The organism is Alteromonas sp. B31-7 (genome assembly GCF_015767655.1).
Taxonomy (GTDB): domain Bacteria; phylum Pseudomonadota; class Gammaproteobacteria; order Enterobacterales; family Alteromonadaceae; genus Alteromonas; species Alteromonas australica.
On sequence record NZ_CP065233.1, the window covers coordinates 1,410,769 to 1,425,505 of the forward strand.

A 14,737-nucleotide genomic window follows, 5' to 3' on the forward strand; every position below is an offset into this window, starting at 1 on the left:
TATGAAATTAGACAATCGCCTAAATGCGATGACAGTGGATGTAGAAGATTATTTTCAGGTTTCAGCATTCGAAGGGGTTATTGATAGAAAGGATTGGGACAGCATTAGCCTGAGGGTGGGGGACAATACCCACCGGTTGCTCGATTTATTTGCTGAGAACGATGTGAAAGCCACCTTTTTTACGTTAGGTTGGGTAGCGCAGCGATGCCCTGATGTAATTAAGCGTTTGATTAGCGAAGGTCATGAGTTAGCTAGCCATGGCTTGGCGCATCAGCGTGCGACTACGATGACCCGTGAACAGCTGTTTAGTGACGTTGCAGAAAGTAAAGCCATCTTGGAAGATATTGGCGGCGTGAAAGTCATTGGCTATCGCGCCCCCAGTTTTTCAGTGAATGACACAAACACCTGGGTTTACGACGTACTTAAAGAGCAAGGTTTTATCTACTCATCAAGTACATACCCTATAGAACACGACTTATATGGCGTGCCCGAATGGCCTAGGTTTAAGTACGATAGGCCAGAGGGAATTATTGAAATACCAATTCCAACGCTACGTAAAAATAACGCCAATACCGGTATAGGTGGAGGTGGTTATTTTAGGCTTTACCCTTATCGCCTATCTAAAAAGCGCATTCAGCGTTTTATGAATGAAGAGCCTCACCCTTATAATTTTTATTTCCACCCTTGGGAGATAGATCCTGATCAGCCTCGCATTGAAGGCGCTTCGCTTCTGTCCAAGTTTCGTCATTACATTAATCTGTCTCGAATGGAAACAAAGATAGTCAAGTTACTTAAAGATTATAAGTGGCAGACAATTAGTCGAACTTACGACATTGTCAAAGAACAAAAGTGAGGGAATGCGTGATTAAGCAGTACAAAAAGCAATACGTCTCTGTCGGAATTATATTGTTACTTTGGCTGTTGTTTTGCCATCAAGGATTATTCTCTGCTGCTCAGGTCTGGTGGACGAATGACATTTTTAATCACGGTTTCTTCATAATTCCAGCCTCGCTTTACTTAATATACCTTCGACGCGCACGCTTAATCGCTGTTGAAAAAAACATTTCATTGCTTCCTCTAATCGTGATTTTCCCAAGCTGCTTTTTGTACATTGTGGGCGTGGCGGGTGATATCCAACTATTTATGCACACAGCAACGTTTGTACTTCTTCCTGCATTGATATGGTTAGCCATCGGGCATAAGGCTGCCAGGGTTATCGTGTTTCCATTGTTATTTATGTTGTTTAGCATACCGGTGGGGGAACAGCTTATCCCTTATTTGCAAGAAATTGCAGCAGATGGCGCTGTCGCATTATTACGAGTAACTGGTATACCGCTTTATCGTAACGGGCTGTATTTAGAAATTCCACAAGGTCGTTTTTTGGTCGCTGAAGCGTGTTCAGGTGTAAGCTTTTTTATCGCTAGTATTGTGATTGGGGTCTTGTACACATACTTGAATTTGCAATCTCGCAAGAGACAAATATTTTTTGTTTTGTTGTCGTTTTTGTTCCCTGTTGCCGCTAATATTGTGCGCATTTATGGAATTATCCTGATTGCTTATTACACCAATATGGAGCATGCGGCGGGCGCTGACCATTTGATCTATGGATGGTTTTTCTTTGCGTTTGTTATTGTTTGCCTTCTTGGTATTGGAGAGCTTATTCGAGACAAAGTAGGGACTGATGAGAGTGCTCAAATGACGACTAGTGCGGGTCATTGGTCTATTCATCAATTAAAAGTTTTGTCGATTAGTCTATTGCTTGTGAGTTTTTCGTTGTGGTCCACTTTTATTCAATCTGCTTTGGGCAACCTAAAACCCAATGATTTTGATCAAGAAACGATTGGCCTCGAGCAGTGTTTTCAACACGATATAAACTTGACTCCGAGCTTCAATAATCCTGATAAAACCACTAAGGCTATGTTCGAAGTAGAGGGCGCTTGTACCGCAGTGCTCTACGAAGCCTGGTTTAGTGGCATTGATAACGAGCTTGTTACCGATTTACATAAGCCATATACGCAACAAAGATGGTCATTATTGAATAGTGAAATCAGCTCTTTATCTCTACTAGGAAAACAGTTGCAGGTGCGCACTATTACTTCTCCTACAGGAAGTAATGTCAATTATGCTAGTTGGTACGAGATTAATGACAGACTTTTCACCAGTAAATTAGAAGCTAAGTTATATCAAACATGGCTAGTCTTATTAGGTGTACCATCGTCTGGAAAGCTAGTAATACTTGGGGTTGATAGCAAATCAAACTTTTCTGGTGCCTTGCATACGTTGGAAATGGCCGCGACAAAGAATAGCCTAAAGACAACGTATTCAATTGAATAATTGGAACACTTGGAAATTAGTGAACTTATACAAGTAGCCGTTTGAGTGCCTGCCTGTATGAACAAGCGAGTTATCACGAAAACAATATAATATTAACAGTGAACCAATAAATGTTGATTCGGACATTTGTTCTACGTTGTCACATGTAACGAGGGTAAAATGAAGCCGTATGTAGTGTACTCAGTTATAACTGGTGCTTATGACAAGTTACTTCCTCTTGATATAGCTGAAAGCGATGTCGACTATATATTAATCGTCGACAATGCTTTTAGTGGTGAAGTACCACCAGGTTGGAATTTGATGAAGCTGCCTGAATCCAGCCTAAGTCATAAAGATTTAAACCGATACATAAAAATGCATCCTCATCTTTTGTTTCCGCAGTACGAGTGCAGCGTGTACGTAGATGGAAATATCCAGGTAGTTTCAGCCCTTAAAGACGTAATAGATAACGCTTTAGCATCAAAAGATATTGCACTTTATAAACATTATAAACGTGATGATGTTTATTCTGAGGCTTCCGAGTGTCTCGAACTCGGATTAGACTACTTTTGGCGGGTTATTCCCCAAATGGCGAGATACAAAGCGAATGGGTTCAAAGGCAATGCGTTGTATGAAGCAAGTGTTATTTTTCGCAGACATCATTCTTGCGACCTCAAGAGAGCTATGGAGCTTTGGTGGAAAGAATATTTAGGCAATGCGAGGAGAGATCAACTTTCTTTAACATTCTGCCTCAGCACTGCAAACGTAATAGTGAATAATTTGGGTATCAGCGATCCTAGAATAGAGCAGAAGTACTTCGTTAAGAAAACCCATGCAGTTTATCGGCCTGATAAACTAAGCGTTCGATTAACTGCAAAGTTGAATAAGCTACTTTTAGCTGTTCTACCACAGAAAAAACTAGTTAAATGAAGCTGAACATAGTCATTGTTTTGTACAACAAGGCAATATGCCAGTCAAAGACAGTAAATAGTTTATTAGACAATATAGATTCGTTTTTTGATACTGAAATAACTGTATGTATTTGGAACAATGGTCCTTCATCAATTAGAGATGAGGTCGCTGCTTTCATCGATTCGCAGACATTCAAAAATTTTGTTGTTTGTGAAAATCTTTCAAATAGTCCTCTAAGCTTTGTATACAACTCAATGCTGAATGAAGACTGCGCGAATATATATTTCGATGATGATACCTTTGTCACTCAAGAATATGTCTTATCTGTTAACGATTTTATGAAAGGCGACAGAGAAGTCTTTCTGCCCAGCATTGTTTCATTGAACCAGCGTAGATATCCCAAAGTCAATAAGGTTGCTGGCGACTTTAACGGTGAGTTGAGTGAACTTTCAGTCGTTTCTATATTGAGTGGTTTATTGATTAAAGAGGACACGATAAGGCGATTAAAGTGCAAGTTTGGGGATGTTTTTGACCATAGATTTAATATATATGGTGTTGATACGACACTTTTTTACAGGCTTAAATCGATAAATTTTGATCGTTATTACGTGGGAGGTATATTAGAGCATGATCTTTCAGGTGTATCTGCCGGTGGTGCACAATATATTTCTATGTTTAGGGTACGAGAACGGTTATGGGATTTCACATTACAGACAATTTTTTACCGAAAGTTGGGCGCTTTATTGGGATTAATTCAGTTCTTAAAAACGTATAAATCTAGGTTGACTATCTCTTTTGTATTTGAGGTATTTGTAAAGGCCTTATTTTATATGGGACACCCTAATACAAAGAAAAAATCAACGACACATACCTTATTTCCTTATAACGAGTAAAGTTTTGAAAAGCATATATGTGGGTCCAGAGTCAGATAAGCCAAGCTTTTCTTGGGTTTCCAAGGATATCTTCGATACGCTTAAGGATGAATATAATGTTATTTATTTCAGAGCTTTTAAAGAAATTCCAAAAAGTTTTGATGGTCTTGTTTTTATAATCAAAGAGATGCCACCACTGTCTTTTTTTGTAAATAATTGGAAGAGCAGAAAAATCTACATACCTGTTGATTTTTTTAAGTCAGAGAAACACATTAACGACGCATCCTTGTTACTGAAACTCTTTGACAGGATTGCGGTCCATAATGACTTGCTAAAGCGCTTCATAGACTCAGAGAACGTTTCAAATGTAGATCACTATGTTAAATATCTCGTAGAACGTAAAGAGCCACAAAACAGATACATGTGGCTTGGCGTTGTAGATTATATTCCTGACCTTTTGCGCAATTTGAGTAAATATCCAGTCCTGTCACAAATTCCGCATGTGTTTTTAACTGATCTAGACCATTTGAAAAAGTCGTTGCACTCCGTTGTTGCAGAGGGGGAAGTAGGTCATAACGTGTACGACGTTGACGTGACGGAAGATAAGGTCTTCATCGGTAACTATTGCTTTGAGCAGTGGAGTGAGTCTAGTCAAAGAGCAGCCTTTGAGCGTTCGGCATTCGCAGTAGACTTTAAATCTGATCGTTTTTATCACTCAACAAAACCCCCGACCAAAGTGCAAGTTTACCTCGCTAATGACGTTCCTGTATTTGTTAATGATGAGCATTACGCGGTTGAATACATACGCCAGTTTGGCTTTGATTGTTACACCATGTCCGATTTTGTCTTCCCTCTCACAAATGAAATGCTAACGAGTCAATCCACAAAGGCTAGGCAGATGTGGAGTCTAGAATCTATCGCACAGCAATACGTAAATCTCGCAAACCAAACACTGTCTCAAACGAGAAAAAGCTATTTCGGCTACGGTTCGATCGTATTTAGTTTGATGGTAAAAAAGTTAGTGAAATTAATACAGTCGAGTTGGAACAAGTCGCAATGATTTTCTTCGATATAGCAAAAAGCTCAGGGATTATTACGGCACTCAATTTAATCAAGCGATTTCTCTCTGTGTTCAGTTTGATTGTTCTCGCTAGACTGCTAGACCCTTATGACTTTGGTGTGGCTGCTATCCTGACAATTGTTCTTTTCATATTTGAGAAAATAGCGTCAACAGGTGCTCTCCAATACATACTGCAACTAGACAAAGTTGATGACGTTGATTTGAATTCAAGTTGGAGTTTGGATTTCCTAATTAAGGGGAGCCTTTTTATTGTACTGGTGGCATGTTCAGAATTTTTAGCCCACTTTTACGGTGACCCAAGCATTCGTCTTGCCTTTATTGTCGTTTCATTTAACCTCATTGTTAAATCCCTGAATAACCCAGGGATCCATTTGCAGAAGAAAAGTTTTAATTATAAATCAATATTTTATATTGGAATTATTCAAAAGTTATCGTCTACAGCTGTTTGTATCTCCATTGCGTATTTTTATCAAAGCTATTGGGCACTCATAATCGCAGACTTGCTATCAAATGTGATAATGATGCTAGGCACATATTATTTCTGTAGTTATAGACCAAAATTCGATTTTACTAATGTCGCAAAGCAGTGGACGTTTTCAAAATGGATCATGCTCAAGAGTATGGTCTCTGCGGTAAAAGGACAAATTGACGCAATTTGGATCTCTAAACTATTTCCTGTCGAGTCATTGGGCTTTTTTCACGTTGCGAGAAACTTGTCAATGATGGCCAGTCAAGAGGTCATCAACCCAGCTATGGAGCCGCTGATCAGTGCTTTTTCAAAAGTTGGTCACAAAAAAAATGATGAGTTTATTGATAAATTCTGTGTCACGCTTTTTGCACTGGCGTTTATAATCATTCCTCTTTCTTTTGGTATAGCTCTGTTTTCAGTTCCTCTCGTCCAATTAGTGTTAGGTGATGGGTGGGAGGTCACCGGTGAGCTTATGCAAGTGATGTCACTCTTTGTTTTTTCTTTTTCGATGATGATCTTTTTCAGCAACATTATTATTTCTAAAGGTGTTTCTAAACCGATATTTATTATTGATTCAATGAGCTTTTTTCTCACTGTCATCACTTTTCTTATTTTGTCTTTTGAACCAGTACTCAGTGATTTTGTGCTAGCTCGAAGCATAATTAGTCTCTTCACGCTATGTCTAGCGATTGGGTTTTCTTGTCGCGTTGCAAATATTGATTTTAAATGTATTTTCCTTTCGGTCAGCCCTATTTTGGCTTCAGTGTCGTTTGCTACATTAACTATGTTTTTTATTGAAAGTTATTTTTCGTTGCATGTGATATTTAGTGTAGCCATATTCATGGCGTGTTATTTTATGTATCTGGTTGTGATGTATCTTTCATTTTTCAACAGATTTCATTTTTTTAATAAAATATTTAAACGTTTAGAGGTTTACTATTTCGCATGGAAAAATTGAAGCTTGGCATTGTTATACCTCTAAAATCAAAAGCTATCTCTAAGTGTTGGAAAGTAACCGTTAACTCGCTTATTTCAACGCTTAGATCGGTTTATGCTCAAGACAACGATAGTTTCGTGGTAGCCGTTGCTGGTCACGAAATTCCCCAGGAAATTGAGGATTTATTTCCTAAATTGAAGGTCGTCAAAGTTGATTTTTTGCCACCGGACCGAAACGCACCTGACTTCAATCACAATAAGTTGATTCAAGATAAGAATTTAAAAATTGCTTTTGCTATGAGTGCATTGGTAAACAGTGGTGTTACCCACTGGTATGCTTTAGATTCTGACGATTTGTTATCGAGAAATTTTGTTTCAACGGTACTCAATTTAGTTGATGATAAGTCTGGCGCTGTAATCGACGGGGGCTACCTTTTATACCACGACGTACGTAGAGCAATACCATGCCAAGAAATGAGTCAGCTTTGTGGGTCAACTTCTGTATTGTGTGATGAGCTAATGGATATCCCTACAAAGCCTACGCTGGAGTCTATTGGCTTTATTCCATGGGCGCGATATCCGCATATGCAAATACGCAATTTTTTTGAACAAGAGGCAGCAGCACCTTATATTGTGATTGGAGCTCCAATCTTAGGCTATGTATTGGCCTCTGGTGATAACATAAGTGATAGATGGCGAGATAATTGGTGGAAAGTCACAAAAGCAAAGATTAAACCATTCATCAAAGGTATGAAGTATTCTCCATCCTTGTTGCAATCTTTCTCAATGAATAATCTAAAGTAACTAGAGAGTTTTTAAGATGTTATCGCCTTTATTTATCATGGGAACGCAGCGTTCTGGGACAACATTGTTAACCAGAATTCTATCAGCACACCCTGAAGTATTTATTCAAAACGAACTTGATTTGCCCAAGGTCTTTGAGGACTCTTCGTCAACTGAAGCGGTTATCAAGGGAATAGAAAAACAGGTTTACATTGAGAATGGTTCAGAGTTAGCGAATTTGGTGAAAGCCGCCCCAATTTGGGGGCTAAAAGATCCTCAATTAACTGAATATATTGATGTATTGCGCAATTTTCTACCAGCGTCTAAGTTCATTATTATTGTTCGCGATGGGCGCGGTGTAACAAACTCCTATATGGAGAACAAATGGGGGCTAGGTACAAACGCCTATTATGGTGCACAGCGATGGAAGCGCGAAGTCGAGCAACAGCTTGAATTTATGTCTGAAATGCCTGAAAACTTTTTGTTTATACGCTATGAAGATATCGTTACAAACTTTAAACCTACACTTGAACAAGTTTGTCAGTTTTTGGAATGTTCACTTGCCCCGGAAATGCTTGAATACGACAAGCAAGCCAGCTATTACAACGTTCAGCGAGAAAATGTTCATACATTTAAAAAACCGGATAAAACACTGTCCGAGAAGTGGAAGTTTAAATTGTCTCAATTTGAGATTGATGTCGTTGAAAATGTTGCGGGCGACTTGCTAGAAAAACTGGGTTATAAAAGAATTGGCCAGCCTGTAAAATTATCTAAACTTCAGTTGTTTTATTTTAAATGGCATCAGAAAATTATTGGAGAGATTCAAATCCAGTACCGCTGGAGACAAGCGATGTGGCGAGCGAGGAAGCAGCAAAAAGAACGCAAGGAACGATGGTATAGACAATGAAAAATATCCTTATTGGAATATTGATCGCTGGCATTCTCTTCGTCAGTTTCCTGTATTTAGATGCCAAAAAAATGCCGTCTCCACAAAGCTATTTCGTGCAGTCTACGCATGTTTTTTATAAACGTTTAGATCGTCAATACTCTCACAGAACAGTGCTATTTATCGGTGACAGCTTGATTCAAGGCTTAGCAGTATCAGAAATCTCAAAAGATGCCATTAATTTTGGAATCGGCACCGACACTGTGGGTAACGTCCGAGCGCGATTGAGTGATTATAAAAGCACAAGTAACACTGATTGTATCTTTATAGGTGTGGGCATAAATGATCTTATAAGAGGTCAATCCTTAGCCTCTACGTTAAGTGAGTTTTCTCTATTACTCGCCTCACTTTCGGATCACCCTCGCGTTATCGTAGGTGAGTTGTTGCCTGTGAACAGCCTGTCCGCCAAATTGAAACGTATAGCTGGAGATATTTCGGCGTTTAATTTAATGCTAGCAGAGGAAATTGACAAATATGACAACGTTTCACTAGTGAAGCAATATGATATTTTCCTTAATGATGGGAATGAGTTGTCTACCATTTATCATGTTGGTGATGGTTTGCACTTAAATACCTCTGGTAATAAGTTATGGATTGAACATTTGAAGCGACAGCTACCTCAGCATCATTGTGAAGTAGAGACGTAATGTGATGAGCAGTGAAAAACATCATTTTAAACCTCTGACTTGGTTGAGAGGAATAGCTGCATTACTCGTCGTGATTTCGCATAGTCTGAGGGCGACTCAAGATACCTACTTATCAAAAGATGAACCCGTAAATTGGATATGGCTAAAGGTCTTCGATTTAGGCACGTTTGGCGTGCTTTTGTTCTTTACTCTTAGCGGTACCACACTTTATCTAAGCCATACAAGTAGGGCGTCCAAGTTAAATGTTTTTCCTTTTTACATCAAACGCTTCTTCAGAATTTGGCCAGCATTTGCTTTGTCATTGTTGGTTTATTTTGTATTTTCATTTGCATTTAGAGAATTCTATGGAGTAGCTACTGGCAATTGGATAGAGCGGCAATTCTTACAGGTACCAACTCCAACTGATTTCCTTACTTATTTAACATTGAGTTTCAATATTTCTGGTCAGCCGGGTTTGTTCAACAATGCCTATTGGAGTCTACCTGTTGAGTTCCAATACTACCTGTTGTTTCCCATTATGATCTTGTTAATCCCTAAGCTGAAATCACTTTCACCAATTTTAATGGGCGTAGCCTTATACATGGTTTTCAAGCTGGATTTAGGTATATTTAAAGATCAAAGAGTCTTTATGCTGGGCTTCACCTTTTGTGGTGGGGTTTTTCTCGGGTATATTTATAGAAAATATGAATTGCGTTTAAACCAATATATCGGAACCATCACATTTGTTTTTTTGTTTGTGTCTGCTTCAATAGTGAGTAATGGGTTTGTTGAGATTCCAGACCTGCCCGTTATCTCAAACATTTGGGTAATGTTAGGACTCATAGCGCTATCAGTTGTGGCATCTATTCTTTTCGCAGAGGTAAAACTACCGAGAATATTAATCAGTCAGCTATATAAAATGGGTGAATATTCTTACAGCCTCTACCTTTACCACAACTTACTCATCGGGTGCGCCGTTTTGTTACTTATCTACTTTAGTGTGACTGATTCTGCGCAGCGCTATTTCGTGGTCATTACATTTGGTGGATTCGTAAGCTTGTATGTTGCTCATATTTCGTACAAATATATTGAGTTACCTTTTATGAGAATGGGCAGTAGATTGAGTAATTTGGATAGATTGAATAAATAAGACCTTAAATGATTAATATTTTACTGTTTTTAGGAAGCTATGCTGGCGGAATATTTTACGCAATTTTAGCTTCTCCGATGTTCATATTTGCGGTTTATCAGGCAGTCTATTTTTACAATCCTCAAAATAGATGGTGGGGGTCATCTGTACCAAACTTGCCTTATTCATTTATCGTGGTTGTGGTCATGGGACTACTATTTCTAAAGTCTTTTGGGAAATTTAACCAAAACCGTCTATTTCAAATACCACAGTTTAGATGGATGTACGTGCTTCTGCTGCTCTATGGCATAGCGTCTTTTTACGCAGTGCTCCCCATTGGGCATAATCAAGCACTGGTCTTTTACTTTAAGCTAATGGTAATTATTAGCATCGCATTCAAGATGTGCGAGTCTGATAAAGACCTTAATATTATGATGTACGGCTATATATATGGAGCTTGGTACATTAGCTTTATGGCGATGCAAAAAGGAAGAAACGGTGCCGGCCGAGTTGAAGGTATTGGTACGGTTGATTCACCAGATGCTAATGGCTTAGCTGCTGCGATTGCGCCTAGTGTGGTACTGTGTCTATATTATTTTTGGACAGCGAGTAATAACAAAATTCGCCTACTAATAGCCATAGCGGGCGCGTTTATTGCTAATGGGATCGTCTTGATTAACAGTCGGGGAGCTTTCTTGGCAGTTGCTGTGAGCTGCGGTCTCTTTATGTGGCACATGTATTTCTCTAGTTTTCAAAGAAAGTATCAGAAAGCGGCAGCTGTAGTCATTACGTTGGCAGGGCTAACTGGCGCTGCTGTAATTGTTGACAAAGCTTTTATCGAACGTATTTACACAATGACCACCCAATCAACTGAAAATGTTGATCAAGAATCGGGTGCGACACGATTTATTTTTTGGCAGTCCGCGTGGGAAATGACTAAAGACTATCCTTTTGGTAACGGCTTTCAAGGGTTTAACGTGTTTGCCCCTATGTATATACCAGAAGGTGTAGACACTGGAGAAAGCCGGAAAAGATCGGTTCATTCCACGTGGTTTGAAACGTTAACAGAAATTGGCTATGTAGGCCTGTTCGCATTGATCATGATGTTATATGCCTGTTACCGAACCTCTAATATTACCAAGAGAGCATTAAAAGAACGCGTTGACGTAGACAATTACTTTAAGGTGATAGCGCTTCAATGTGCGCTTCTGGCCTTTGTTGTGGCGATGACGTTTATGAATCGGATGAGAGCTGAAATATTGTATTGGTGTGTATTGTTTATCGCCTGTGCTTATAATATCTACGTCGTGAGATACACCGCTAACCAAGAAAAGGCATCGGTAGTAAAAAAATGAAAACTAACCCCTACACATATATCGCTGTGGTATTAATGACCTTAGGTTTAGGGTTATTCAGCGTGAATATTTACGGTCTTTTCAAGGATGTGAGACCTTCCGTATTTTTTGATGATGAATTGCGGTTTGAAAATGATATTACACTAACGCGAGAGGAAACGTTTACTGCTATTGAACGGGTCGAAGGGGAAACAGACAAAGAATATGCTGAGCGAATTACGAAAGTTATCGGTAGTGGCTTAGCGCATATTCATTGGCGCAGATATGATACTAAGAAGTTTAACCAACTTGTCCCAATATGGGAGAATTACTTTCTATATTTTATGGGTAGATTCTCGGGGATTCCGGAATACGAAAGATACCATTTCGCAAATTATGAAAAAAGCCTTAATAGAGGTATTGGGATTTGTGGCGATGCTTCTATGATTATGTCCCAGCTATTAGACAGGCAAGGAATCCCCAATCAACTACTTACATTTCCAGGTCATGTAATTTTAACCGCAACGTTTGAAAACGGTGAAGAGTTAACATTTGATCCGGATTTTGGCGTTTCGCTCAATTTCAGTCCTGTAGCGCTACAATCTACACCGGATATCGCTGGCGAGGCCTACGCAAATGCGGGTTATCCACATAGTGATGTCATAACAATGAGCAAAATATATGACAATTCATTTAAACGTTGGGATGGGGTGTCGCACTTTATTACTAAAAAATACTATTTTGAAATTGTTGCCTATTGGCTTAAATGGCCATTTCCCATAGCGATTATATTGCTGGCTGGTTATTTATTTCATTTATCGGCAAGAAAGAGCAAGGCCTCTTTCCGTTAGGCTGAATTATCTGTCTTAGAACTAGTCAACTGAGTTCACATGTAACGTTTTTGTCCAAGGAAGAGCGAATATCTATGGCTTTTTTTAAATTATTCATTAAAAAGTTTTTGATCGGAATTGCTCAAGGACTAGGTATTGCTGCTGGATTGGGTGCACTAGCTATTATTGGATTTTTTTTTAGATCGGATATTAAAGCCGTTATTTCTGGCGTTACTACCCCCAATTCTAATGTTGTGTCCAATGTTGATATAGCCACATACCAACCTGCAGAAAAGCGTGTTAATCCTCATGAACATCTCATCGTTAATCAACTACAGATTGCGGTTCCCGAAAATTACGACAAAGAGTATGTCAATTCGCCTGAGCAACTGCTTAACGTACTGGAGCGCACCGATGGTAATGTGGCGATATATGTTGCTCCTGGGACGTATGATTTAACCAAAACAATAGTATTTAATAAGCCAAATATCATCTTGCTGTCTGAAGTCGCTGATAAAAATTCGGTGATTTTTAATGGTAAGGGAATGAGAAGGTCTAAAACTGTTGAGAACTTGATAGACATAAAAAGTTCAGGCGTGGTCATTGATGGTATCACGATGCAAAATGCGGGTAACCATATTATTCAAATTCGTTCTGAGCGTAATGCAGACTTTCCAATTATTCGTAATTGCACCATAAGGGATAGCTATGAACAATTACTAAAAGTCAGCTATGACAAACGAAACAAACCCAATATTCAGTCTGATTCGGGAATCGTTGAGAATTGCCTTTTTGAATACAGTGCTGGAATCGGCCCCCACTATTACATTGGTGGTATAGATGCACACGGAATCAGAAACTGGGTGATCCGAGGGAACGTATTTAAGCATATTGCGAGCCCAAGAAATCGTATTTCCGAGCATGCTATACATTTATGGAACAATACCGAGAATAATGTTGTTGAAAACAATATCATCATTGACTCAGATAGAGCGATTGGTTTTGGAATGAGAAAACGCGTCAAAGGGGATGAAAATAAGTACATCAAATTCTCAAATTTTGGTGGCATTATCAGGAATAACTTCATTTATCATTCAGACAATCAAGACCCTTTTGGGGATACTGGAATAGTCTTGGAAGACAGCCCCAATACCTTGGTAGAAAACAACTATATCTTTATGGAACATTCGTACAGAAGAGCTATTGAATACCGGTTTACACCAACACAAGATGTGGTAATTAAGAATAACCATGTTAATAGGCTAATATCATCAAGAAATGGGGGCAGAGCTGACTTGGTTGACAACTCAGAAGAGTTGTCCAAGACTGACTTTTTAGTCGAAATCCATGCGTTTAGCGTAAAGCACAACATTCAATTTACATACTAAAAAGCATTTAGATAGTGCCTGAGTTACAGCGTCTAATGTCGTTACCGGAAGTAAATTTCCTGAAGCACAAGTGAAGTTAACTGACATCGTTATTAGCTTTGTGCTTTTAGCTCACTCAGTTTTTCATACATCGTGCTACAGTAAGAATCAATAAGGTCTATTTCTTTCTGTGTGAGTTCGTCCTTCCAAGAATCTTTATTAAACGAGCTATCTCTATAAACACTATAGTATTGGTCGCCCGCATCTTTTAAATAGTTAGACTTTTGTCCGGAACTCTGTGCGATGTAAGTTTCTACTTCATCACATATCTCAAGATGTAGATTTGAAAAAATGTGCTCTATTTCTTTTCGAGGATTTTCCATGATTTCGTCGTAGAAATAAATCGAAGCAGAAGAAAATTCTGTTTTTAATGCTAATGCTTTTTCGTGATACAGCGCCCAGTTAATCGCGTAATACTCTAAATCTTTTAACTCGGCATCAAGTTTCTTATGACTTAAGTGTGTTTTAAAGTAATCGCTATTTGAAGCTTCTATCCGTAGCCTATTCTTGACCTTATCAGGCAAGGGGCTCATTTTTTTCTTTTTCACTCCCTTAATATGAGAAAGAATGGTAGCTTGAGGCTTTCTCACTAGAAACAATAGTGCGTTCGGATCTAAGCCGAGGATCATGGACCGCATGTCCGTAAGTGATCGTGTTTCTTTTATTAAAACTTTCCAATCGTGATTGTTGCCTAGTCGATAAAGACGGTTGTAGAAGCCAGAAGCGCGGGGAAAGACTTTAGCGAGCGACCAGAAAAAATACTGAATTTTGGGAAACTTTCTCAACCCGTATTTCTTCTTAAAAAATGGGGGTTTGTCCGTTTCTACATGCGCTTTTTTAATCACATTCTCTACGACTTCATAATCAGAGGAACTCAAACCATTTGCATATTTTAGTTTAGAGAAAACCCTGTCTCCCATCATGCCATGGTTTCTTCCTATAAGTTCATGTCTGTATATTACGCTTTCACTAGAATTTATTAAATTTGAAAACCATGTAGTGCCAGACCTTGGGAATCCCATTAATAAGAAAATAGGTATATTTTTATTATCGCCCATTTTTCATCTCACAAACTTTGA

At 38.8% G+C, this 14,737-nt stretch carries 14 protein-coding genes; 13 read left to right on the top strand and 1 reads right to left on the bottom strand.

The window, feature by feature from the left end; genetic code table 11:
- Window position 1 precedes the first annotated feature (1 nt).
- The 13 genes from IUA53_RS05890 (at window position 2) to IUA53_RS05950 (ending at window position 13,619) form a co-directional block, all read left to right on the top strand.
- The gene (locus tag IUA53_RS05890) at window positions 2-853 is read left to right on the top strand and encodes an XrtA system polysaccharide deacetylase (protein WP_044057662.1); all 852 of its coding nucleotides are present in this window, start codon (window positions 2-4) and stop codon (window positions 851-853) included.
- Between the two features lie 8 nt (window positions 854-861).
- Entirely contained in the window at window positions 862-2,334 is a 1,473-nt protein-coding gene (xrtA, locus tag IUA53_RS05895; protein WP_196898712.1) for an exosortase A, read from the top strand.
- 159 nt (window positions 2,335-2,493) lie between these two features.
- The gene (locus IUA53_RS05900) at window positions 2,494-3,243 is read left to right on the top strand and encodes a glycosyltransferase domain-containing protein (protein ID WP_196898714.1); all 750 of its coding nucleotides are present in this window, start codon (window positions 2,494-2,496) and stop codon (window positions 3,241-3,243) included.
- Entirely contained in the window at window positions 3,240-4,118 is an 879-nt protein-coding gene (locus IUA53_RS05905) for a glycosyltransferase family 2 protein (protein ID WP_196898716.1), read from the top strand. Before IUA53_RS05900 ends, IUA53_RS05905 begins: the two co-directional genes overlap by 4 nt.
- Before the next feature lie 4 nt (window positions 4,119-4,122).
- Window positions 4,123-5,157 carry a hypothetical protein gene (locus IUA53_RS05910; protein WP_156026756.1) on the top strand — a complete coding sequence of 345 codons (1,035 nt, stop codon included), beginning with the start codon at window positions 4,123-4,125 and terminating at the stop codon, window positions 5,155-5,157.
- Window positions 5,154-6,605 (top strand): oligosaccharide flippase family protein, encoded by a 1,452-nt coding sequence (locus tag IUA53_RS05915; RefSeq protein ID WP_196898718.1) that lies wholly within the window; start codon window positions 5,154-5,156, stop codon window positions 6,603-6,605. The genes IUA53_RS05910 and IUA53_RS05915 overlap by 4 nt, the downstream gene beginning before the upstream one ends.
- Entirely contained in the window at window positions 6,593-7,387 is a 795-nt protein-coding gene (locus IUA53_RS05920) for a hypothetical protein (protein ID WP_196898720.1), read from the top strand. The genes IUA53_RS05915 and IUA53_RS05920 overlap by 13 nt, the downstream gene beginning before the upstream one ends.
- 16 nt (window positions 7,388-7,403) lie before the next feature.
- On the top strand, window positions 7,404-8,273 hold the full coding sequence (locus IUA53_RS05925) for a sulfotransferase family protein (RefSeq protein WP_196898722.1): 870 nt from the start codon (window positions 7,404-7,406) through the stop codon (window positions 8,271-8,273).
- Entirely contained in the window at window positions 8,270-8,959 is a 690-nt protein-coding gene (locus tag IUA53_RS05930; RefSeq protein WP_044057655.1) for a GDSL-type esterase/lipase family protein, read from the top strand. The genes IUA53_RS05925 and IUA53_RS05930 overlap by 4 nt, the downstream gene beginning before the upstream one ends.
- A 4-nt stretch (window positions 8,960-8,963) precedes the next feature.
- Entirely contained in the window at window positions 8,964-10,088 is a 1,125-nt protein-coding gene (locus tag IUA53_RS05935) for an acyltransferase family protein (protein ID WP_231401313.1), read from the top strand.
- 8 nt (window positions 10,089-10,096) lie between these two features.
- Window positions 10,097-11,422, top strand: a complete 1,326-nt coding sequence (locus tag IUA53_RS05940; RefSeq protein WP_196898726.1) for an O-antigen ligase family protein — start codon at window positions 10,097-10,099, stop codon at window positions 11,420-11,422.
- Entirely contained in the window at window positions 11,419-12,252 is an 834-nt protein-coding gene (locus IUA53_RS05945) for a hypothetical protein (RefSeq protein WP_196898728.1), read from the top strand. Before IUA53_RS05940 ends, IUA53_RS05945 begins: the two co-directional genes overlap by 4 nt.
- Window positions 12,253-12,326: 74 nt before the next feature.
- Window positions 12,327-13,619 carry a right-handed parallel beta-helix repeat-containing protein gene (locus IUA53_RS05950; RefSeq protein ID WP_196898730.1) on the top strand — a complete coding sequence of 431 codons (1,293 nt, stop codon included), beginning with the start codon at window positions 12,327-12,329 and terminating at the stop codon, window positions 13,617-13,619.
- A 92-nt stretch (window positions 13,620-13,711) separates the two neighbouring features.
- Here the strand turns inward: IUA53_RS05950 and IUA53_RS05955 are convergent, their stop codons facing one another.
- Complete coding sequence (locus tag IUA53_RS05955) at window positions 13,712-14,716, bottom strand: sulfotransferase domain-containing protein (protein WP_196898732.1); 1,005 nt, start codon at window positions 14,714-14,716, stop codon at window positions 13,712-13,714.
- Window positions 14,717-14,737 lie beyond the last annotated feature (21 nt).

Coding starts and splice junctions, on each gene's coding strand:
- IUA53_RS05890 (WP_044057662.1), top strand. CDS start 2: ATGAAATTAGACAATCGCCTAAATGCGATGACAGTGGATGTAGAAGAT.
- IUA53_RS05900 (WP_196898714.1), top strand. CDS start 2,494: ATGAAGCCGTATGTAGTGTACTCAGTTATAACTGGTGCTTATGACAAG.
- IUA53_RS05905 (WP_196898716.1), top strand. CDS start 3,240: ATGAAGCTGAACATAGTCATTGTTTTGTACAACAAGGCAATATGCCAG.
- IUA53_RS05915 (WP_196898718.1), top strand. CDS start 5,154: ATGATTTTCTTCGATATAGCAAAAAGCTCAGGGATTATTACGGCACTC.
- IUA53_RS05920 (WP_196898720.1), top strand. CDS start 6,593: ATGGAAAAATTGAAGCTTGGCATTGTTATACCTCTAAAATCAAAAGCT.
- IUA53_RS05925 (WP_196898722.1), top strand. CDS start 7,404: ATGTTATCGCCTTTATTTATCATGGGAACGCAGCGTTCTGGGACAACA.
- IUA53_RS05930 (WP_044057655.1), top strand. CDS start 8,270: ATGAAAAATATCCTTATTGGAATATTGATCGCTGGCATTCTCTTCGTC.
- IUA53_RS05935 (WP_231401313.1), top strand. CDS start 8,964: ATGAGCAGTGAAAAACATCATTTTAAACCTCTGACTTGGTTGAGAGGA.
- IUA53_RS05940 (WP_196898726.1), top strand. CDS start 10,097: ATGATTAATATTTTACTGTTTTTAGGAAGCTATGCTGGCGGAATATTT.
- IUA53_RS05945 (WP_196898728.1), top strand. CDS start 11,419: ATGAAAACTAACCCCTACACATATATCGCTGTGGTATTAATGACCTTA.
- IUA53_RS05950 (WP_196898730.1), top strand. CDS start 12,327: ATGGCTTTTTTTAAATTATTCATTAAAAAGTTTTTGATCGGAATTGCT.
- IUA53_RS05955 (WP_196898732.1), bottom strand. CDS start 14,716: ATGGGCGATAATAAAAATATACCTATTTTCTTATTAATGGGATTCCCA.